Origin of the sequence: Bacillus sp. FSL R5-0439 (assembly GCF_038008805.1) — a bacterium.
GTDB lineage: Bacteria > Bacillota > Bacilli > Bacillales > Bacillaceae > Bacillus > Bacillus safensis.
On record NZ_JBBOZW010000001.1, the window covers coordinates 907508 to 928588 of the forward strand.

The 21081-nt window shown below is 40.0% G+C and carries 24 protein-coding genes and 1 tRNA gene; 18 read left to right on the forward strand and 7 right to left on the reverse strand.

Annotation, left to right across the window (positions count from 1 at the left end; genetic code table 11):
• Nucleotides 1-37 precede the first annotated feature (37 nt).
• Nucleotides 38-742, forward strand: coding sequence for a hypothetical protein (locus NST59_RS04505; RefSeq protein WP_144490924.1), 705 nt, complete (start codon nt 38-40; stop codon nt 740-742).
• A gap of 30 nt (nt 743-772) precedes the next feature.
• On the opposite strand, the gene NST59_RS04510 is transcribed toward NST59_RS04505, so the two are convergent.
• The 5 genes from NST59_RS04510 to NST59_RS04530 all read right to left on the reverse strand — a co-directional run bounded on the left by NST59_RS04510 (nt 773) and on the right by NST59_RS04530 (nt 3568).
• Nucleotides 773-1318, reverse strand: coding sequence for a histidine phosphatase family protein (locus NST59_RS04510; RefSeq protein WP_106025354.1), 546 nt, complete (start codon nt 1316-1318; stop codon nt 773-775).
• A gap of 62 nt (nt 1319-1380) precedes the next feature.
• Nucleotides 1381-1578 carry a hypothetical protein gene (locus NST59_RS04515; RefSeq protein ID WP_058838706.1) on the reverse strand — a complete coding sequence of 66 codons (198 nt, stop codon included), beginning with the start codon at nt 1576-1578 and terminating at the stop codon, nt 1381-1383.
• A 144-nt stretch (nt 1579-1722) separates the two neighbouring features.
• Complete coding sequence (locus NST59_RS04520) at nt 1723-1992, reverse strand: hypothetical protein (protein WP_144490848.1); 270 nt, start codon at nt 1990-1992, stop codon at nt 1723-1725.
• Between the two features lie 64 nt (nt 1993-2056).
• Nucleotides 2057-2746 (reverse strand): DUF1963 domain-containing protein, encoded by a 690-nt coding sequence (locus tag NST59_RS04525; protein ID WP_144490849.1) that lies wholly within the window; start codon nt 2744-2746, stop codon nt 2057-2059.
• A gap of 18 nt (nt 2747-2764) precedes the next feature.
• Nucleotides 2765-3568, reverse strand: coding sequence for a DUF2262 domain-containing protein (locus NST59_RS04530; RefSeq protein WP_144490850.1), 804 nt, complete (start codon nt 3566-3568; stop codon nt 2765-2767).
• 540 nt (nt 3569-4108) lie between these two features.
• Between NST59_RS04530 and NST59_RS04535 the strand changes: the two genes are divergently transcribed.
• Together NST59_RS04535 and lepB are read left to right on the forward strand one after the other, a co-directional pair.
• Nucleotides 4109-6052, forward strand: coding sequence for an LTA synthase family protein (locus NST59_RS04535; RefSeq protein ID WP_024427404.1), 1944 nt, complete (start codon nt 4109-4111; stop codon nt 6050-6052).
• 155 nt (nt 6053-6207) lie between these two features.
• Nucleotides 6208-6774 carry a signal peptidase I gene (gene lepB, locus NST59_RS04540; RefSeq protein WP_047202849.1) on the forward strand — a complete coding sequence of 189 codons (567 nt, stop codon included), beginning with the start codon at nt 6208-6210 and terminating at the stop codon, nt 6772-6774.
• 41 nt (nt 6775-6815) lie between these two features.
• Here the strand turns inward: lepB and NST59_RS04545 are convergent, their stop codons facing one another.
• Nucleotides 6816-8111, reverse strand: a complete 1296-nt coding sequence (locus tag NST59_RS04545; protein ID WP_338594390.1) for a homocysteine synthase — start codon at nt 8109-8111, stop codon at nt 6816-6818.
• A gap of 265 nt (nt 8112-8376) precedes the next feature.
• On the opposite strand from NST59_RS04545, the gene NST59_RS04550 reads away from it, so the two are divergent.
• The 12 genes from NST59_RS04550 (at nt 8377) to NST59_RS04605 (ending at nt 17624) form a co-directional block, all read left to right on the forward strand.
• Entirely contained in the window at nt 8377-8532 is a 156-nt protein-coding gene (locus NST59_RS04550) for an FbpB family small basic protein (RefSeq protein ID WP_039177358.1), read from the forward strand.
• A 164-nt stretch (nt 8533-8696) separates the two neighbouring features.
• Complete coding sequence (locus NST59_RS04555) at nt 8697-9464, forward strand: ABC transporter ATP-binding protein (RefSeq protein WP_126682085.1); 768 nt, start codon at nt 8697-8699, stop codon at nt 9462-9464.
• A 29-nt stretch (nt 9465-9493) separates the two neighbouring features.
• Nucleotides 9494-10471, forward strand: a complete 978-nt coding sequence (locus NST59_RS04560) for an aliphatic sulfonate ABC transporter substrate-binding protein (RefSeq protein WP_376765046.1) — start codon at nt 9494-9496, stop codon at nt 10469-10471.
• On the forward strand, nt 10468-11298 hold the full coding sequence (locus tag NST59_RS04565) for an ABC transporter permease (protein WP_039177367.1): 831 nt from the start codon (nt 10468-10470) through the stop codon (nt 11296-11298). The genes NST59_RS04560 and NST59_RS04565 overlap by 4 nt, the downstream gene beginning before the upstream one ends.
• 17 nt (nt 11299-11315) lie before the next feature.
• A complete protein-coding gene (gene ssuD / locus NST59_RS04570) occupies nt 11316-12458 on the forward strand; it encodes an FMNH2-dependent alkanesulfonate monooxygenase (RefSeq protein ID WP_144490852.1) in 1143 nt (380 codons plus the stop codon).
• A 541-nt stretch (nt 12459-12999) separates the two neighbouring features.
• On the forward strand, nt 13000-13212 hold the full coding sequence (locus NST59_RS04575) for a hypothetical protein (protein WP_012009371.1): 213 nt from the start codon (nt 13000-13002) through the stop codon (nt 13210-13212).
• Nucleotides 13213-13327: 115 nt separating this feature from the next.
• Nucleotides 13328-14074: an ABC transporter ATP-binding protein gene (locus NST59_RS04580; protein WP_039177374.1), complete on the forward strand. Its 747-nt coding sequence runs from the start codon at nt 13328-13330 to the stop codon at nt 14072-14074.
• Nucleotides 14052-15518: a hypothetical protein gene (locus NST59_RS04585; protein ID WP_126682082.1), complete on the forward strand. Its 1467-nt coding sequence runs from the start codon at nt 14052-14054 to the stop codon at nt 15516-15518. Before NST59_RS04580 ends, NST59_RS04585 begins: the two co-directional genes overlap by 23 nt.
• The gene (locus NST59_RS04590; protein WP_341040268.1) at nt 15502-16407 is read left to right on the forward strand and encodes a PqqD family protein; all 906 of its coding nucleotides are present in this window, start codon (nt 15502-15504) and stop codon (nt 16405-16407) included. Before NST59_RS04585 ends, NST59_RS04590 begins: the two co-directional genes overlap by 17 nt.
• A complete protein-coding gene (locus tag NST59_RS04595; RefSeq protein ID WP_039177382.1) occupies nt 16404-16685 on the forward strand; it encodes a hypothetical protein in 282 nt (93 codons plus the stop codon). The genes NST59_RS04590 and NST59_RS04595 overlap by 4 nt, the downstream gene beginning before the upstream one ends.
• An 81-nt stretch (nt 16686-16766) precedes the next feature.
• Nucleotides 16767-17423 (forward strand): hypothetical protein, encoded by a 657-nt coding sequence (locus NST59_RS04600; protein WP_064498230.1) that lies wholly within the window; start codon nt 16767-16769, stop codon nt 17421-17423.
• Nucleotides 17424-17550: 127 nt separating this feature from the next.
• A tRNA-Gly gene (locus NST59_RS04605) sits at nt 17551-17624 on the forward strand.
• A gap of 98 nt (nt 17625-17722) precedes the next feature.
• Here the strand turns inward: NST59_RS04605 and NST59_RS04610 are convergent.
• Nucleotides 17723-18319 carry a hypothetical protein gene (locus tag NST59_RS04610; protein WP_247544393.1) on the reverse strand — a complete coding sequence of 199 codons (597 nt, stop codon included), beginning with the start codon at nt 18317-18319 and terminating at the stop codon, nt 17723-17725.
• A gap of 83 nt (nt 18320-18402) precedes the next feature.
• On the opposite strand from NST59_RS04610, the gene queG reads away from it, so the two are divergent.
• The 3 genes from queG to trmL all read left to right on the forward strand — a co-directional run bounded on the left by queG (nt 18403) and on the right by trmL (nt 21032).
• Nucleotides 18403-19551 (forward strand): tRNA epoxyqueuosine(34) reductase QueG, encoded by a 1149-nt coding sequence (gene queG / locus NST59_RS04615; protein ID WP_144490926.1) that lies wholly within the window; start codon nt 18403-18405, stop codon nt 19549-19551.
• A 61-nt stretch (nt 19552-19612) separates the two neighbouring features.
• Entirely contained in the window at nt 19613-20515 is a 903-nt protein-coding gene (locus tag NST59_RS04620) for an amidase domain-containing protein (protein WP_099663079.1), read from the forward strand.
• A gap of 43 nt (nt 20516-20558) precedes the next feature.
• The gene (gene trmL / locus NST59_RS04625; RefSeq protein ID WP_034282301.1) at nt 20559-21032 is read left to right on the forward strand and encodes a tRNA (uridine(34)/cytosine(34)/5-carboxymethylaminomethyluridine(34)-2'-O)-methyltransferase TrmL; all 474 of its coding nucleotides are present in this window, start codon (nt 20559-20561) and stop codon (nt 21030-21032) included.
• The last annotated feature ends 49 nt before the right edge of the window (nt 21033-21081 follow it).

Here is a 21081-nt window from a genome sequence, read left to right on the forward strand (position 1 = left end):
AAGAGAAAAGAATGAATATAAAGAGGCGGCGTTGTTATTGCAAACGAAGACGATATTAAAGGCTATCATTCAAGACGAGGGAGTAAATGATTATCCTCTTTTTAGACAGTACTGTGTGAGAAAAGAACAGGGCCTGCGTAAAGATGCGCTAAAAGTTCTTCAGGCCTTTATTGAAGAGATGAAAGAGAACGATTTTGAAGTACAGCGTTCATTTGTTTCTTGGCTGTTTGAGAAGATTGAACGGTTTGAGGATGGTCATCATTTGCTTGTGTATCCATTGATAATTGGGGTGATTCAGCCTGTTCTGCAAGAGTGGGAGAAGGTTGATCCAATGGATGTGAGACCATATCGCTGGCAGGGCTTGTTTGTACATCAGGGAGAAGGGCTGCCCTATTTATTGAAAGCGCTAGAGCTTGGGGGCAGCAAGGAGCAGCGTGTGATTGTTCAAATTTGTGAAATCTATTTATCGGCCTTGTGGTATTCGTTTCATCATATACATGAAGATCTTTATTTAAGCACCTATGAGAAAGACCAAGAGCGAATTCAAGGTATTGAAGATGTCATGATGCTGATTGAAGATAAGAGGATTCGATCTAATGTTGAAAAGCAAGCAGCCTATTATGATCAGCTTTTATCGGACTGGAAGAAATTTCAGCAAACGGAGACAAGAGGCTTCATGAAATGGTGTGCGGAGCGTAAGAAGCCGTATGAGTGGGTAGAGGCTTTTTATTATCAACAATAGATGAGGAAACGGCAGAATTCATTCTGCCGTTTATTTATGCCATATTCGTTCTATTTCTACATGATCTGGTTTGAAATATTTCAGGATATAGACATCTGGATTGCTTAATTTTTCCCACTCCTCGAATCCAATCGTTGGATCTGCGTGTTTAAGAAGCAGGCTCATGATATTACCATGTGTGATGAATAGGGTATGATCTTTTTCTAATTTTATTTGTTCGTGGAGCGCTTCTACAATACGATTCATGGCTTCTTGGCTCGATTCTCCGCCTTCACAGGTCATATGTAAGTCTGTAAAACTAAGCTTTAGCTTCTCATACCAATTGTCTATTGGCTTACTGCTTAACACACGTTCAGAGAGGCGTTGATCGATTTTTATCTCGAGCTGTTTTGCATGAGCAAGGGGCTCAGTAGTTTGGATCGCTCGTTTATAAGGACTTGAGATAATCTGATTGAGATGAATGCTGGAAAAAAACTGTGACAGTTCGTGAGATTGAGTGATGCCTTGTGGCGTTAAAGCTGCATCTTTAGATTGTCCATCTGCTTGGCAGTGTCTGACGATATAATATGTTTTCATTGGATACACCTTTCATTGAGTATAAAAAAATCATCCAGTATTGGATGAGGATTTGTGAAGAGCTAGGTAAGCTTGTTCGTATCTGTTTCTTTATAGGGATCTGTGAGCTTGGAGGTCAGGTCTAGGTTGAACAAAAAATCATCGACGGTGTCTGTGCCAAAGGGAAGTGTGGAGAAGCTGATTGGGATGCTGTCTTCTTGCTTTTCTGAAGCGACTTGCTGTGCAGGCTGCTTTTTTCTCCAGTTCTTAAACAAGCGCATGTGAGGCCCCCTTTTCTTTGAAAAAGATGGATTTATACATAATATACGGGGAGAGTTGTCCAGGCGTCAAATGTTTTCTTCAAAAGGAACGATTCAATTGATAAAAAAAGAGCCACAGGAAAGTGCGGCTCTTATTGTTTCAGTTTACATTGCGCGTTGTAATGCTTGTAGTAATTTACGTTCGCATCTTAAGTTGTATCGCTTCTTATGGAGTTTCTCCGTTTTAAACCTGCCTATGAGACGCCGGACACCGGGATCATAAATGATGAGCTCCCTGCAAGTTTGATCATGTAATAGTGCTTTAAACCAGCTATATTTTTTGAGATGTGCTGCGTTCCTTGAGATATCCTCTTCATCCACTTGTAGAAAAGGGATATACACAGCAAGTGAAAAGATGTCTAAAATGAATCCCATTTTGCTTCCTCCTTTCATATTATTCATTACGCTTAGGAGAAGGCAAGGTTTCATTCAATAAACGTTAAAAACAATCCCAGTGCATAAACCATTCTTTTGATTCTTTGTCATAATAGAAATACATCGTGCCGTTATCACCAATCATGAAACGAGGTTTTTCTTCTGAGGCGATTTGCAGCATGAATTCGCCTTGTTGTAGTTGGGGTGGGGATTGAATATACGCCCCATATCCACCGATTTTTGTGAACGAATAATTTGTGTATTGATTAAAGAAGTGGTCCGTCGCTTCTTCACTTTCGTTTACTTCTGATAAATCGATATATGACCATGCTTCTTCCCAGCAAGGGAAGTCCCTTTGCTCACTTTTGTTCCATTGGATTTGAAAGGGTTTGAGTCCTCTCACTTCTTCAGGAGTCTCAGCTACTTCTAAACCTTCGATTGATGCATATTCAATGAGCTTCCAGCCTTCGCCGTTTTTGGTGATATCAATCGGAAGTGCTTTCTGGTTGAGGAAAATTTGAATCAGCTTACACTCATTGAAGCCGTTCATTCCTCCTGGCACTTCTGGTAAATAAATTTGTAAGATCGGAATCATGGCACCATCTTGATCTGTCGGCCAGCCCTGATGAGGATCGATGAAAAAATGGCCTGCAAACCAGCTGTGTACAGCTGGATCAGGACGGAACCCGCCTATTTTGGCAATGGCTGGCGTTTTCCCAATTAGATTTAATTCTTGAAAAGCTTTGATCTCCATCTAATGTCCCTCCAGTTGTTAGCCTGCAATGTGTGCATCATGAAATGTGCCATTTATATTTCCTGTGATAATAATGACATGTCCCCAAAATAAATCACCGTCATGATAGTAGACTTCAAACTCTCCCTCAGGGTAAACATGCAGGCTTTCAAGTGAAATGCGGCTCATAAATTGATTCAGTGTAAGTTCTTCTTGCTTTTCAGCTGCTTCGTCTTGTTCCTGCCAATCCTTTGCTAGATCTATCAGCTGATTCGCGGCAAATGATTTAATAGAAGAATCCCATTTGGCTTGTTCTTGTATGAGTTGTTTTGCTGTAGAAAGTGAGTCATTTATTTTTTCATCTTCTTCGAGGTTAAAGTAGAGAAGGCACTCTTCATTGCTCCATTGGATCGTCTTTTCAAATAAGTCTAGTCCTTTCACTAACTCAAAGGTTCCAAGTGTAACATCATGATAAAACACAGGCTTTTGGCCTTGTTCTAAAATTTCTTGAAGTGCTTGATCCTTTGTATCTGTATTGATCAAAGATACAAGCATGAATTCACCTTCGCCTTTTCGAACCTGAAGTGTAACGATTGATTCTTTATGTAATTGTGACTGCTTTTCCCTTAATCCTTCGTCATCTGTTAACCAGCAAAGTCTTACATTTTCGTTTGTGATATGGCCGTTTTCCTTCCAGGCAATTAGTGGAATAGAAGCGGTCCAAAGAGGTGCCTGTCCTGCTTTCCCTGCCCCTACGCCAGAAGGTCCTGTCACAGCTATGATAGTGACTATATCTTCTGAAAATCTTCCTACAAAAGTGTTGATTTGTTTGTTAATCTTCATGTGATGTCCTCCAGCTCGATATTTTTGTTATGAACATAAGGATGATATGATCAAAATCTACCTCTTAATCACACCGCACATCAGTAGGGGAAATCAAGCTTTTTTTGTTTAAAACTGTTTTTTTAGGAGGTACATGGATTAATGAAGGTTGAGTCACAATAAAAGAAGCATGGATCGAATTTTGTATAAATTTGGGTAAGTGAGTCGAAAAGCCTAGGTGATTCTTCCTTTTCTTTATAATTACTTTGACACGAATAGATGAAAAAAGTAAAGTAATACTGAGTGATTTACAAAACCTTCTTCATCCACTAAAACATGAAGTGTGCGTAAATTTAATGTAAATGGATATTTTTCCTTTTATTTACTCGTATTTTTTTTGAAACTTATGATGCCTCTCGTTCGTTATATTAAAGGAGCGCATGTATCCGGCGGAGACAGAGCATCGGAATGCTTGACGAAGAAGATTTACATTTGCAAAATGAATGTAAATTTTTTATGATTTCATTTATATCAGAACGATGATAAGAAAGAAGAGGTTTTATGAAAAAAATATTTGCGAACAAATATAGCTTTTTTGTTTTGGCTGTCCTATTATTCTGGGCTAAATCATACACAGCCTACAAAATGGACTTTAATTTAGGAGTGAAAGGTTCTTTTCAAGAGGGGCTTCTCTTATTGAATCCATTTAGTTCAGCCATTGTGTTTTTTGGACTTGCTCTCTTTTTAAAGGGGCGTAAATCTGCCATTGTTTTAATTGTTATTGATTTTATTATGACCGCACTTTTATATGCAAATGTAGCGTATTACCGTTTCTTTGATGACTTTTTGACTTTCTCAACAATGAAGCAGGCAGGAAATCTTGGGGGAGGCATGACTGGCGGTGTGTTAGCAAGCATTAAGCCGCATGACCTTTTATACTTCCTTGATATCATCATCTTGATTGCGATTGTCATTTGGAGACCGGAAGTGAAGAAGTTCCAAATGAAAAAGACGTTTGCACTGCTGATTGTAGCTGCAGGTATTGGACTGTTCTTTGTAAACCTTCATTTGGCTGAAAAGGATCGTCCAGAATTATTAACGAGAACCTTTGATCATAAGTATGTTGTCAAATACTTAGGTGTTTACAATTATACGATTTATGACGGGGTACAAGCAGCACAAAACGCAACGCAGGTTGCAAATGCAAGCAGTGAAGATTTAACGGATGTTGTGAACTATACGTCTTCTCACTATGCAAAGCCAAATGCAGAGTATTTTGGAAAAGCAAAAGGTAAAAACATTATTAAAATTCATTTAGAAAGCTTCCAATCTTTCTTAATTGACTACAAATTAAATGGAGAAGAAGTGACTCCATTTTTAAACAAACTGGCTCATGGGAAAGATGACTTTACGTATTTCGATAACTTCTTCCATCAGACTGGTCAAGGGAAGACATCTGATGCTGAGCTGATGATGGATAATAGTATGTTTGGCTTGCCAGAGGGAGCAGCATTTGTGACAAAGGGTGAAAATACCTTCCAATCACTACCTGCCATCCTAGATCAAAAAGCAGGCTATACGAGTGCAGTGCTTCACGGGGACTATAAATCTTTCTGGAACCGTGACACGATTTATAAACATATGGGAATTGATCAATTCTTTGATGCTTCCTATTACAACATGGATGAAGAAAACCTTGTGAATATGGGTCTGAAGGATAAACCGTTTTTCAAAGAATCAATCCCAATGCTAGAATCAATGAAAAAGCCATTTTATGCACATTTAATGACACTGACAAATCACTATCCATTTAATTTAGATGAAAAAGATGCGACAATCGCTAAGGCAACAACGGGCGATAAAACAGTCGATAACTATTTCCAAACAGCAAGATATTTAGATGAGTCATTAGAGCAATTCTTCAAAGACTTGAAAAAATCAGGTATGTATAAAGACTCAGTCATTTTATTGTATGGTGACCATAACGGTATTTCTGAGAACCATAACCGTGCAATGAGTGAAATTCAAGGGAAAGAAATCACTCCTTATCAAAATGCACAAAACCAGCGTGTTCCGCTCATGATTCGTATTCCTGGTAAGAAGGGCGGCGTGAACCATACGTATGGTGGTGAAGTCGACGTGATGCCAACACTTCTTCACTTACAAGGTATCGATTCAAATGAATTCGTGAATTTTGGAACAGACTTATTCTCTAAAAAGCATGATGAGACTGTTGCCTTCCGTAATGGAAACTATGTGACACCGAAATACACACTTGTCGATAATACCGTTTATGATACGAAAACGGGTAAAGTGGTGAAACAAAATAAAAAGACAGAGGCGATTAAAGCCCGTGTTGATAATCAGTTAAGTCTTTCAGATAAAGTGCTCTATAGGGATCTTCTTCGATTCCATAAGTTATCTGATTTCAAACCAGTGAATCCATCGGATTATTTCTATGGTAAAGCAAACAAAGAAAAAGAAGCGGATTCTTCTGCTAACTAACTGAGTTTTGGGCAAGCACAGAAAGGTGCTTGCCTTTTTCTCTCTCTTTGCTTGATTTGTTGGCAAAATATGTTTATATTTAGGGAGAAACAAGCGTGATGCTGGCTGGCAGCTGGTGACACACATTTCGTCCTTGGGGAATTCAGGAGGAGCTTATGACAACAAATACAAAAACACAAAAAAAGAAATCAGAATTATGGGGCTGGATCAAAGCCATCTTAATCGCATTTATTGCTGTTTTTATCATTCGGAACTTTTTATTCGCACCGTACATTGTGAAAGGGACTTCTATGGACCCAACACTGCATAACACAGAGCGGGTGTTTGTGAATAAAACGGTTGATTATTTCGGTGATTATAAACGGGGACAGATCATTGTTCTTGATGGGGAAGATCGCAGCACTCATTATGTCAAACGATTGATTGGTTTACCTGGTGATAAAATTGAAATGAAAAATGATCAGCTATTTGTTAATGGAAAAAAAGTGGCAGAGCCTTACTTAGCGTCAAACAAAAAGAAAGCAGCGGCGGATGGTACTTTGCTGACACCTGATTTTGGCCCTCTGACTGTTCCAAAAGGAAAGTACTTTGTCATGGGGGACAATCGCCAAAATTCAATGGACAGCCGCAACGGCTTAGGTCTTTTTACAAAGCGCGATATTCAAGGAACTACCTCATTTGTATTTTATCCTTTCCAAGACATTCGCTTACTCAATCATTAATAAACAAGAAAAAAGCACACAGCCGTGTGCTTTTTTCTATGTCATGCAGACTGACTTTTTGTAATCGCCTGTTCAAGATCTGCAAGAATATCTTCAATCGCTTCTGTTCCAACGGATAAACGAATGAGCTCTGGTGTGACACCTGTCGCTTTTTGTTCTGCCTCGCTTAATTGTTGATGCGTTGTGCTGGCAGGATGAATGATGAGAGATTTAGAATCACCCACGTTTGCGAGATGGGAGAAAAGTTTCACAGAATCAATGAGCTTTTTACCTGCTTCGCGTCCACCTTTGATACCGAATGTGAGGATTGCGCCTTGTCCTTTTGGTAAATAGGTTTGAGCAAGTTCATAGGATTCGTGACTTTCAAGGCCCGGATAGCTTACCCAATCGACAAGAGGATGATCCTGTAAGAACTGTGCTGTTTTCAACGCATTTTCACTATGCCGCTCAAGACGAAGGTGTAATGTTTCTAAGCCTTGCAGAAGTAAAAATGAGTTGAATGGCGACAGAGCTGCCCCTAAATCACGTAAGAGCTGTACTCGTGCTTTTGTGATATAAGCCGCTTCTCCAATCGCTTCTGTATATGTCAGACCGTGATAACTTGGATCTGGTTCAGTCAGCCCTTTGAACTTATCGCTGTCAGCCCAAGGGAATCGGCCGCTATCAACGATGACGCCGCCAATTGATGTACCATGACCGCCAATAAATTTTGTCGCTGAATGGACGACAATGTCTGCACCGAACTCAATAGGTCTTAATAAATAAGGGCTGGCGAGCGTATTGTCCACAATAAGCGGGATATGATGCTTGTGTGCAATGGCTGAGATGGCTTCAATATGTAAAATGTCGCCTTTTGGATTCCCAATGCTCTCTGCATACACTGCCTTTGTTTTGTCTGTGATCGCTGCTTCAAGTTCTTCAAGGTTGGATGAGTCGACGAATTTTACTGTAATTCCGAGTTTTTTGAGTGTATGGGCAAATAAATTGTAGGTGCCGCCATAAAGACTGCTTGAGGAAACGATTTCATCCCCGGCTCCTGCAATGTTTAAAATAGAATAAGTCGTCGCTGCTTGCCCAGAAGAAACAGCAAGTGCACCAATCCCACCTTCAAGCTCTGCGATACGCTTTTCAAATACGTCATTTGTCGGGTTCATAATACGTGAATAAATATTTCCCGGTTCCTGAAGACCGAATAAATTCGCTGCATGATCACTATCTCTAAAACCAAAGGAGCTTGTTTGGTAAATAGGCACGGCTCTTGAATAGGTCGCTGAATCAAGCTCCTGACCCGCGTGAATGGCTTTTGTTTCTAAACGAAATGGACGTTCTTCTGACATGTGTGTATCCTCCTTTTGTTAGATAAAACCAACTGTTTTGATAAGAAATATTTAATAAGACTATAAATCTTGTTCACTGCTCGGTCAATCATTTTTTAGATAAATCTGAAAAAACAATAAATATAGTTGACAGGTAGGAATAGTATGTATTAACATGAGCATACTGAAAACGCGAACAAGAATGGCTGATCGGTCAACCGAAGGCTCTATCACTCAAGCATGAGTGAAGAGCCTTTTTTTATTTGAATGAGAAAGGATGATGAAGATGGAAAAAAAGAAAAAACGAAAAAAATACAGAAAACATATGGATATCACACTAGACATCTTAATTGAGCGGAACAAATATGAGATTTACAGCAGCAAGGAACGAATAGAAGCGATTTACGATCGGATTGATGAAAAGCATACAAGGACAAAATAACTATTTTATAAATTTGAGTTGATTTATGGGATTAATATGATTTAGGATGGTGCTAACAAATCAATATGATTAGCTGATCGGACAACACGAAGGCTCTTATCTCTTTTTGGGGATAAGGGCCTTTCTGTGTATTTATCTGATGGCAAGAGGAGTGGAGGGTTTCAATGACGATTTCAATTGATATTGTGGATAAATCCTTTTGGAAAGACAAACAGTCCATTCGGGTTCTTGAAGACTTGAAATTGAGCATGATTCCAGGTGAATTTGTAACAGTGATAGGTCCGAGTGGATGCGGAAAAAGTACATTGCTAAAAATCATAGGCGGGCTCGACACATCGTATGATGGGCAAATTTTGATAGGAGACAGACGGGTCACAGAACCAGGAATGAAACAGGGCTTTATCTTTCAGGAACACCGCCTGTTTCCATGGCTGTCAGTCGAAGAAAACATAGCGGCCAATTTCAATTTAAAACAACAGGATGTACGCCGCAAAGTGGATGAATTGATAGAAATTGTTCGATTAAAAGGATTTGAACATGCTTATCCACATGAACTTTCAGGAGGAATGTCGCAACGGGTTGCCATTGCGAGAGCACTCCTTCGTGATCCGGAGATCTTATTGCTTGATGAACCATTTGGTGCGCTGGATGCATTCACGCGAAAACACTTGCAGGATGTGCTGCTGGACATTTGGCAGGAGAAAAAAACAACGATGATGCTCGTTACTCATGATATTGATGAATCGATTTATTTAGGAAATGAAATTGTGCTCTTACAAGCGAGACCTGGCCGAATTCATAAAATTCTTCCTGTGAATCTGCCTTTTCCGCGTGATAGAACATCAACCTCTTTTCAACATTTAAGACAAAAGGTGCTTTCAGAATTTGAGAAAACAGATGAATTGTTACTAACTGATGGATCAGGGATTTAGGGAGGGGAAATCGCATGAAAAAGGTACAAATGATCGTGATTTTTTTGAGTCTTCTCCTTGTTTTAGCAGGGTGTGGTCAAGCAGCAGACGGCTCAGAAAACAAGGTGAAAGAAATTCGGATTGGGATTCAGCAAAGTTTGAGCCCGCTGCTTTTAGCAAAGGAAAAAGGGTGGTTTGAACAATCATTTGAAAAAGAAGGAGTGAAGGTAAAGTGGGTGGAGTTTCAAAGTGGTCCTCCCCAATTTGAAGGCCTTGCTGCAAATCAATTAGATTTCTCGCAAGTTGGAAACTCACCTGTCATAGCAGGTCAGGCAGCAGGTATTAATTTTAAGGAAATTGGTTTATCTCAGGATGGGCTGAAAGCGAACGGTATTTTAGTGAATAAGAACAGTAAGATTCAAAAAGTAGAAGACTTAAAAGGGAAAAAAATTGCTGTCGCTAAAGGGAGCAGTGGCTTTGATTTTTTATACAAAGTATTAGATCAGGCAGGTTTATCTGCGAAGGATGTTCAGATCATTCAGCTACAGCCAGATGAAGCGATATCAGCATTTGAAAATGGGTCCGTTGATGCTTGGTCGATCTGGGAGCCGTTCTTATCACTTGAAACGATCAAGAAAGGAGCAAAGCTGCTGGTGAATGGGGAAGCGACTGATTTATATTCTCCAGGTTTCACACTTGTTCGCACTCAGTTTGCTGATCAGCATCCTGAACTAGTGGTGAAATTTTTAAAGGTATATGACCATGCGGTGAAGTGGCAGAAATCACATCCAGAAGAGGCTGTTACTCTATATGCGCGTTTAAAAAATTTAGATAAGAAGATCGTCACACAAGTATTAAACAATACGGAACCACTCAATAAGCCCATTTCGAAGAAGATCATCAATGCTCAGCAGCATACCGCTGATTTTCAATATAAAACAAAGGCGATCCAGCGGAAAATTGATGTCAATCAGGTTGTAGATAATTCGTTTATTGAAAAAATGCTGAAAGAGGAGATGGATGAATGAAAGCTATTTCGAACCCGGCTTTAGCATCTAAAATTGAGCGGTCAAAGAGAAAAAGGAGAAAAGCTTCTTCTTTATATAAGTTAAAGGGACTGGTATTACCTGTTCTACTTATTGCGGTTTGGCAGATTATAGCTGGTTCTCAAATTGTTTCTTCCACTGTATTGCCTTCGCCCGTTTTGATTGCTGAATCCTTTCGAGAGTTGATACGTTCTGGTGAGCTGTTTGGCCATCTTTACATCAGTCTTTATCGAGCAATATGTGGATTTTTACTTGGGGGAGGCTTAGGTCTTATGCTGGGCGTATGCGTAGGGTTTTCTAAAAAAACAGAGCAGTATGTAGATCCGACCTTGCAAATGCTGAGAACCGTTCCCCATTTAGCGGTCACACCTTTATTCATCCTCTGGTTTGGCTTTGATGAAACGGCGAAAATTTTATTGATTGCACTTGGGGCTTTTTTTCCGATATATATTAATACTTTTCTTGGTATTCGCAGTGTAGATAATAAGCTGTTTGATGTGGCCCGCGCCTTAGAGTTTAATCTGTATCAAAGCATCACAAAGCTGATTTTACCGGCTGCTCTTCCGCATATTCTTCTGGGCGTGAGGCTGTCATTAGGAATTGCTTGGCTAGGTTTAGTGGTAGCTGAGTTAATGGGTTCAAGCAGCGGCGTCGGCTATATGATTATGGATGCAAGGCAGTTCTCTCAAACGGATAAAGTGTTTGTCGGAATTATCATCTTTGCAGTAGTAGGTAAGCTGACAGATTCATTTGTACGTCTGTTAGAAAAGCGTCTGCTCAAGTGGCGCACTAGTTATCAAGGTGAATAATAACAGGGGGCGATGTCATGAATATTTTATGGTTTATTCCAACACATGGAGACGGCCGTTATTTAGGTTCAGCAAAAGGGGCAAGACAGGCAGACTATCCATATTTTAAACAGATTGCTCAAGCAGCTGATCAGCTTGGTTATACAGGGGTCTTGCTGCCGACTGGGAGATCATGTGAAGATCCATGGCTGACGGCAGCTGCTTTAGCTGCTGAAACCACTCATTTAAAGTTTCTCGTGGCTCTTAGACCAGGGCTTATGCAGCCGTCTGTTGCTGCTAGAATGACGTCTACATTAGATCGTCTTTCAGGTGGAAGGCTGCTGATTAATGTGGTAGCAGGGGGAAGTAAAGAGGAGCTTGAAGGAGATGGACTGTTCATTTCTCATGATGAACGCTATGAGGCAACAGAAGAATTTTTGACGATTTGGAAGCGGTTATTGAAAGGAGAAAATGTACAATTTCATGGCAAACATCTACAAGCGGAAAATGGCCGGCTGCTATTCCCGCCAGCTCAAACCCCCCATCCACCAGTCTTTTTTGGCGGATCATCATCAGCAGGAATTCAAGCGGCCGCCAAGCATACAGATGTCTATTTAACTTGGGGCGAACCGCCTGCACAAGTAAAAGAGAAAATTGAACAAGTGAAGAAACAGGCTGAAAAGGAAGGAAGAACGGTGAAGTTTGGCATTCGTCTTCATGTGATCGTGCGAGATACCGAAGAGGAGGCATGGCAGGCAGCGGAACATCTGATTCGTCATTTAGATCAGAAAACAATTGAGGAGGCGCAAAAAGTTTTACAGGGGATGGACTCAGTAGGTCAAAGACGGATGGTGGAATTGCATCAAGGGAGGAAAGACAAACTTGAAATTAGCCCAAATCTTTGGGCAGGCATTGGCTTAGTACGCGGCGGTGCAGGAACAGCACTCGTCGGAGATCCGCAAACAGTAGCAGATCGTATCATAGAATACAAGTCTCTAGGCATTGATACATTTATATTTTCTGGCTACCCGCACCTAGAAGAAGCTTATTATTTAGCAGAGCTTGTTTTCCCGCTCCTTCCATTTAAGAGGTCGGGGGATACAGGACTCTCTGTGCCAGCTGGTGAAATCATTGGGAACAATCATTTTCCAGATGCAGCCTCTGCTGCTAGTTCCTCATAAATATGAAAAAGCAAAGCAGTCTGCGATGGCTGCTTTGCTTTTTTTCATAGAATAGGAGCGAGTCATATGTTGTGTACTGCTGAACAAGGTAAGGGCTTTTTTCCCAATCGATTTTCTTGTATATACATATTTTCAGAGTCAAGAGAAGAAGGAAAATATACTCACTCTTTTATCGGAATGATCAGTAAATATTTCATAATTGATGTTATTGCGACATATAATCAGGACTTTTATATCTGATATATCGGGGGAATTCTTTCTATCTCACAAAAAAGAAAGAATAAAAATGATAGATGATAAATATGGACTATTTGAAAAAGAGAAGAAAAAAGATGGTGCAAATGACATTAAATGGGTTTTGTGGTTCTTAAGAGGTGTTAAAATCTAGTAAATAAGAGAGGGTTTAAACAGATGAAGGTGAATAATTGAATAAAAAGTCACATTTTAATCAAATGTATGTTCGGTCAAAAATGGGATGTTCTGTAGATGTTTGGCGTGTGACGCCTATGATACGATCATCATAAGCTGGGAGGTGAAAAGTATGACTTATGCAGCGCCGCAAGTTGACTATTCCACTATGGAACCTGCTATTATGGACCAAGCTTGGTTCTTAGTATTTGTTGCTGTCCTTCTTGGATTGGGAGCAACAGTTGTTCTAGGAGCAGCAGTTTGGTGTATCGCAAACGGCAAGGGTAGCTTTACAGGAGCCGTTCAGTGGGAAAGTGGCTTAAAAGTCCAAATTGAATGTAAGTAGCTATACTTAGGATTCATCTTTTTACTTCTTAGATAAGACACCAGGGCTAAACCGTCTGTGGCGGGCGGTTTAGCCTGATCTGTTTTTAAAGAATATGCAGACACTTGGAGGTTATATGTTTACGATCGAGAATTTAACCAAAACGTATAAAAATAACGTGACTGCTGTCAATGATTTTCATTTAAAGATCGACCCTCATCAAATCGTTGCTGTTGCTGGACCGAATGGTTCGGGTAAAACAACGATGATTAACTGTATACTTGGCATCATTAAGCATACAGAAGGAAAAATTCATTTGCAGGGCGTCACTAATGATGAACCATCCTTTAAAAAACAAGTAGCCTATGTTCCAGATGACCTGCTGCTCCCTGAAGCATTGACTGGTGCTGAATATTTAGAGTTTGTTTCTTCTATGTATGAATGTAAAACAATTCACAGAAGAAATCAACTAATTGAACTGTTTGATATGGACTCGGCTTTATCAAGACCGATCGAAACCTATTCACATGGGATGAAAAAAAAGACACAGCTGATTGCTGCCTTTATGCTTAATAGTCAATTGGTGATCATGGATGAGCCCTTTAGAGGACTTGATATTGAAGCGGTTATAAACACAAAGAAACTGATGAAGCGGTATGCCGAGCACCATGGTGCGATCTTGCTTTCAACGCATGATATGCTTTCAGCGGAAGAGCTGTGCCAAAAAATCGCCATTATTTCTAAGGGAAATAAAATGGATGAAGGAACAGTTTCAGCCTTAAAGGAGAAGTATCAATCAAGCACACTGGAACAGGTGTTTCTGAAAGCTTCAATGTTAAGTGATAGGGGTGCACATTTTGATGAAATCATTAATCATTTCTAAAATGATGCTTAAAATGTGGCAGCAGGAAATGTATAAGCTCTTTGATACTCAAACGAAGCGGATCATTGTGGTTTTATTCTTTTTGTTTGCTGTCACAATGGGAGCCATTATCGGATACAGCTTTACAGGTGTCTTTATGAAGGCTTTTTTAAATGGAGATGAACGGTCACTTGGATTACTCGTTGTGTCAATGGCAATCAATACCTCTATTTTTACAAGTTTGTTATTCGTTTTGATCAAGGTCAGAACACCTGAACAAGACCGGTTTTCTATGCAGCTCAGCTGGTTTCCGCTCTCTACCTTTCAGAAAAGTTTTGGATACTTCATTCCGATGGTGACAGTGGTGACAGGACTTGTTTTATTTTTTATCGGTATTCTGCTTTTACCTAATTTTATTGCCCAGGGAATAGGTATTTTCTTTATCTTTACTTTCTTTTTGATGGTGCTTTTGCAGTCGCTCTTTGTCTTAATGCTCCTGCAGTTTATTTACAATATCACTTATTTACTCGTTTTGAAATTAAAATTACCGTTGCAAAAATTTGCAGCGATATTTGTTTTATTGGCACTCGTTGTGGCGTATGGATTGACGCATTTTGATATTAGCCAAATTCAGCAATCATATCTACAGTTTGATTATCATTTGATGTATTTTACAGCACCGTTTTTCTTAGCGGCACAAGGAATGTCTCCTGAAGGGGTGAATTATGCCATCTTGATTCTGTTCATCCTTTTATCAGCAGGCGGCACATTTCTTTCTCTTGCGATGATGCCGATTATGGCAGAGAAAAAAGCGTTAACCTTTTTACACAAGCTGCCATTTTCTTCTTCAAAAAAGTGGTCACTTATTGTGAAGGAAATGAAGTCACAGGTACGGAATGAAGAAAACATTTTAAACTTTCTTATTCTTCTCATTGTGATCTTATTCGTTCGTTATCAATTTGGATTCCGCTTTGAAGAAGAAGCGTTTTTTGTTCTATGTGCTCTTGCTGGATTAACAGCCTTCAATTCGTTTGGCAATGATAAACGAATGCTGGGGATGTATAAAACATTTGGCCTGAGATCATGGGAAGTGGCTTTGTATAAGTTTATCGGCCTTCTGCTTGTTGGTGTACTGCAAATTGTTTTATTCATGCTGACAACGCTGACGCTTCCTGATCAAATTTGGCACGCGTTGATTGGTGCCGCTGTCTTATGCAATGCCACTGCGCTCTTTTATATAGTAGGTATTTTACTTCCTCTTGATCGAAACAATCCCTACACAGGCATATTTTCATTTGGAGCGCTTATTTTACTCATGATTCCGATTGTTTTTATTGGAAACTATGTCATAGGGGCAGCGAGTCAAACGCTTCAATGGCTGCTTGTCGCTGCATTTGAGGGTCTGCTCATCTTTGCCATATACAAAGGTTTTTCATGGAGGTATTCACATGATTCAACTTCTTAACAATAAGCTAAAGATTGAGCGGGTACCGGAACTAGCGCCGTATGTGACCTTACAAAAGAGGCATCTTACGGATACGCAGTATGGAAGCACACTCCCGATCAATGAAAGTGCCTATCATATGTTAACGAAAGTGGACGGTAAAAGGACAGAAGCGAGTATTACATCAGAGCTCGCCGATTTATTTCAGGTCGATGAGTCGGTGATTGCTCGTGACTTTTATCAGCTGATGACGGGATTGAATCAGCATCACTTGCTGTCCATTCATTATCATTCACCGTATCGGATTGTGACAGCCTGCTGTCAATTTTTCAAGCAGTATCAAGTCAAAATGAAGGAACGATTTGATTGTACTGGTCACTCGTTCCTTCACATTTTTGGAACGGCTTTGCTCATGGTGACGCGTAAAATCATCTTTTTCTGGATGCTTTTTATGGTCATGGCAGGGCTCGCTTTTTTATTCATTCCTGATCCATCGATTGCAGCCATTGCGATTTATTTTACGATTATATATTTCGGGTTAATTACCGGAACTGCCTTACATGAGGCGGCACATGGCTATGCGCATCGAAAATTTGCAGGGCGAGATGGTCCTCAAGGCTTTTTTGCGAGTGACATGATGTCAGTGAAGTTTGTAAGACCCGTATTAGATCCGTTTCAGAAAAAGCAGGTATGGATTACGCTGCTTGGACCGCTCGTTCCCGGTGTGATTGGCGCAGCAGGCATCATTGTGACCATTTTATTTCTAAAAGAAAATCCGGTTTCAACAGGTTTTTTCATTTTTTCAATCTCGTATTTTATCCAATTACTCTATCTTCTTCCGTTTATGGGGGATGGTAAATCCATTATGAAGCAGCTATTGCTTGGGGGAATGGGAGGACAACGATCATGAACGTACAGGCGATGAAACAAGGCGCAATAGTTGGTGGTTTTTTGGGGTTCTTAGGCTTTCCGATGCTGACAATCGGCGTACTGTTCTATCATTTATTTCAATCAAAAACGAATGATGCTTTATTATTTAACAGTCTCGCTTTTGAAATGGAAGGCTCGTCCGCATTTACTTTTCAGATCAAGCCAAACTTTTTTATTTATATGATTGTGATTTTTGCTGCGAGTTTTCTCATTGTGGCATGCCTATCAGCAATAAAGCAGAAAAGAGCGAAAGATTAGGAAAATTATCCTAATCTTTTTTTGTATGACAAACCAAATTTTAGTATAATAAGAAATAAAAAAACATCAAAGGGGATCACAATGTTTAAAAAATGGAGCATTCTTTTATTCACAGTTTTTCTATTAGCAGGATGCGGCGAGAAGGCTGCAGAAACGACGACAACCGAAAAGACGGTTTCGACAATAAAAACAGAGCCTACTACTAAAAACCAAGTAACCATCGAACAAATGAAACTCTCAAAAAAAGAAAAAAACTTACTAGAAGCAGCAACGACTAATGAAAAGGTGGCTCTGACACTGAAAGGATTAACGAAGAAGAACAAGAGTATTACGTTTATCGGGAGCCATTACAAAAATGGCCGATTAGTGAATAAGGAAGCATCATCTGCTACCTTTACTTTACACCAGAATGGAACCGACCAAACGGTGAATGTACTTCTTCAATTACATCATGAGAAAGATACATATGAATCACAATTTAGTATTTGGTCAGATAAAAAGAATGATGGGATGACGAAAGCGACATCAAGCTTTCCGTTCAAAGTAAATGATTATGTTTTTTCTGCACAATCTGAATCTGTCAAAGTTGCTTCAGGGGGAAAGGCACTAATTGCATATACTGCAGCAATGGGGAAAGAAGGAAATGCACCAATGCTTGACGTAATTGAGAAGAATCCAAAGGAAGCGTTGAAGAATAAGTCACATGCGTACTTATTTTATATTCAGTTAGATAAATAACTATCGTAATATATACGGAGAATATGAATTTTTTTGACGAAAAATCTTCATATTCTCTTGACGAATTGTTAAGAAAGTTGTAACATAATAAAAGTCAACGCGATGACGTTGCTTTTAAAAAATTGATGCGGGTGTAGTTTAGTGGTAAAACCTCAGCCTTCCAAGCTGATGTCGTGAGTTCGATTCTCATCACCCGCTCCAATACATAATTTTGTTTATAACGCAGTATTTCGTTTCATAGATAAACGAAGTGTTGCGTTTTTTATTATGTCAGTATAATGTGAAAAAGCACTGTCAGGCTACAGTGCTTTTTCAATGAGTTCATATTTGCTTTCTCCGCCATGTATTTGTACAAACATCTTCGTCAAGGATTGAATAAGAGCTTCACTCTTTTCCCGGGAAATAGATGGAGGGAAAAGGATGATTTGAAGAATGTTCTTTGTGTCTGGAGAAATATGTGCTGTACTTGCTTGAGAAAATAATCCATTCAGTCCTGCACCGTCCTGCCATTCGATGTGACCAGCCTCATGTTTTGTCAGTGAAAGCGGTCCTTTGATGTGATCGGCATCTAATGTCAGGATGGGTAAGAAATATTTTAGTGAGAAAAATATCGACAAATCCTGTACGGAATTGGTCGAGTCAATAAATTGTTCCTTTTGGATATCAGCAAGAAGTGAAAGGAAAGGAACATCTTTTAAAAGATCCGTCCATTCTTTGATGGCTGGTACTTCTTCTAATACTTTATCTTCGTATTCAAAAAATAAAGATTCTTGAAACAGGCGTAAGCGGCCTTTTAACATTTGAGGTGATGTGCCAACTTCAATATGCGAATATTCAATCTGCCCAACATGGATAGACGGGTTTTGAGGATGAGAAATTTCCATATGTATCTTCACAGTGACTCACTCCAATCGGTCGTGATACACTCGTATTATACTGAAAACAACAGAAGAAACAAAGAAAGGAGGTTTGCAAGGTGATTCATGTTGGAGAATTAAAAGAAGAATTGATTCAATATGCGAAAGAAATTGGTGTCGATAAAATTCGATTTGCAAGTGCCAATACATTTGATTCATTAAAGGACCGCCTCATCTTACATGAATCGTTAGGGTATTTGTCAGGTTTTGAAGAGCCTGATATTGAAAAACGAACAAACCCTTCTTTGCTGCTTCCGAAGGCCAAATCAATTGTTGCGATAGCGCTCGCGTACCCTTCCAAAATGAAAGATGCTCCACGAAGTACAAAGGATGCGAGAAGGGGGATCTTTTGCCGGGCTTCATGGGGAACAGATTATCATGTCGTGCTGAAAAAAAAGCTTGATATGCTCGAAGAATTTTTGCGGAGCAAGCATGTCGATATACGGACAAAATCAATGGTGGACACAGGAGAATTGTCTGATCGTGCTGTAGCAGAACGTGCTGGTATTGGTTTTAGTGCAAAGAACTGTATGATTATCACGCCAGAGTTTGGATCCTATGTGTATTTGGCTGAAATGATCACAAATGTCCCGTTTGAACCGGATGAGAAAATTGAAGACCAGTGCGGAACATGCAATAAATGTGTGGATTCGTGTCCAACAGGTGCGCTTGTGAATCCCGGACAGCTGAATTCTCAGCGGTGCATTTCATTTTTAACGCAGACAAAAGGGTTTTTACCTGACGAATTTCGTTCGAAAATAGGAAATCGATTGTACGGGTGCGATACGTGTCAAACTGTCTGCCCGATCAATAAAGGAAAAGATTTTCATCTGCATCCTGAAATGGAGCCGGATCCTGAAATTGCAAAGCCGCTGTTAAAGCCGCTTCTGACAATCAGCAATCGTGATTTTAAGGAAAAATACGGTCATGTTTCAGGTTCATGGCGGGGGAAAAAGCCCATTCAGCGGAATGCAATTTTGGCACTCGCTCATTTTAAAGATACATCTGCCTTACCAGTGTTAATTGAGCTGATGCACAAGGACCCAAGACCGGTCATTCGGGGAACAGCTGCTTGGGCAATTGGGAAAATTGGCGGTGATCAGCAGCTCCCAGAGCTGGAAAAGGCCCTTGAGCGAGAAAGTGATGAAGAAGCGAAAGCGGAGATTGTGAAAGGGATTGAGCTCCTGCAGACACCTTTAAATACTAAATAACATCCCTGTGAACATAGAATGAACCAAACAGAGATTTTAAAAAATGTTTGGTGGTGTCTGTGTGAAACAATTATTAGAGAAAACTTTAGAAGACAGGCTGGCGTATTTAATCAATGACCGTGCAATCAAGCAGCCGCAGCTTATGTCTGATGTGGAAGCAGTAGAGCGGAAAAAAGAGCTTTTTGCTAGAAGACAGGTTGAAATTGTGAAGGCGAAAGCAAAAACAAAACTTCTCGATTCAGCCATTCAAGATGATGGAGCTCAGCATGTGCAGTACCTTGCTCATCTCACATATGTCTGCAAGGATGTAGACGATTCTTTTTATTTAGAGGAACAGGTGGAAAAAAGAGAAGCATTTCTTTATAACGACATGCTTGTCAAAGATCGGATGATGCTAGAAGAGCGGCAAGGGGAAGAGCTTATGGATGAGCGCTTTCAGACCGAAGAACAATTCGGTAGAGCTTTTCACTATGACCGGCGGGCAGCCGTGCAGTATGCGGAGACTTACTGGAATAAGCGGAATCCAGCCTATAAAAATTTTGAAGATAACTGTACAAATTTTATTTCACAATGTTTGAAAGCAGGGAATGCGCCAACAAGAGGATATCCGAACCGCGGGTCTGGCTGGTGGGTGCGTCCGCATACGTGGAGCTATAGCTGGACGGTGGCTCATGCGATGAAAAATTATTTAGCGAATTCGAAAGCGGGTTTGAGAGCAAAGAAACTCAAAGAACCACGCGAGCTTCAAATTGGAGATGTCATTTGCTACGATTTTGAAGGTGATGGAAGGTATAATCATACAACCATTGTTGTTGATCATGACAAAGGTGGAATGCCTCTTGTGAATGCACAGACGTATGACTGCCGCATGCGTTATTGGTCATACGAGGATTCGACCGCCTATACACCTGCTATTCGATATATGTTTTTTCACATTTTGGACGATGCCGCGAAAGGTAGTTAGTGGTATAATGTTGAGCGGAAAAGAAAATTAGAGGTGAACTTTTTTGGGACTTCATGTCGTTTTATATCAACCAGAAATTCCAGCTAATACTGGAAATATTGCGCGTACATGTGCAGCAACAAATACAACCCTTCATCTGATTCGTCCGCTTGGTTTTTCGACAGATGACAAAATGCTGAAGCGTGCAGGACTCGATTATTGGAAATATGCCAATGTGGTCTATCATGATTCACTTGATGAATTGTTTGAGGCTCATCCGAAGGGGCAATTTTTCTATATCACAAAATTTGGCCAAAAGCCGCATACGACATTTGATTACTCTCAGCTGGATGAAGACTATTTCTTCGTCTTTGGCAGAGAGACAAGTGGATTGCCAAAAGATTTGATTGAACAGAATATGGATCGTTGTCTTCGTTTACCGATGACAGAGCATGTTCGTTCCCTGAATCTGTCGAATACGGCAGCCATTCTTGTATATGAGGCACTTCGCCAGCAGCAATATCGCGATCTCATATAAGATCATGATAAAAGCCGAGATACTGATCTCGGCTTTTTTATGTGAGATA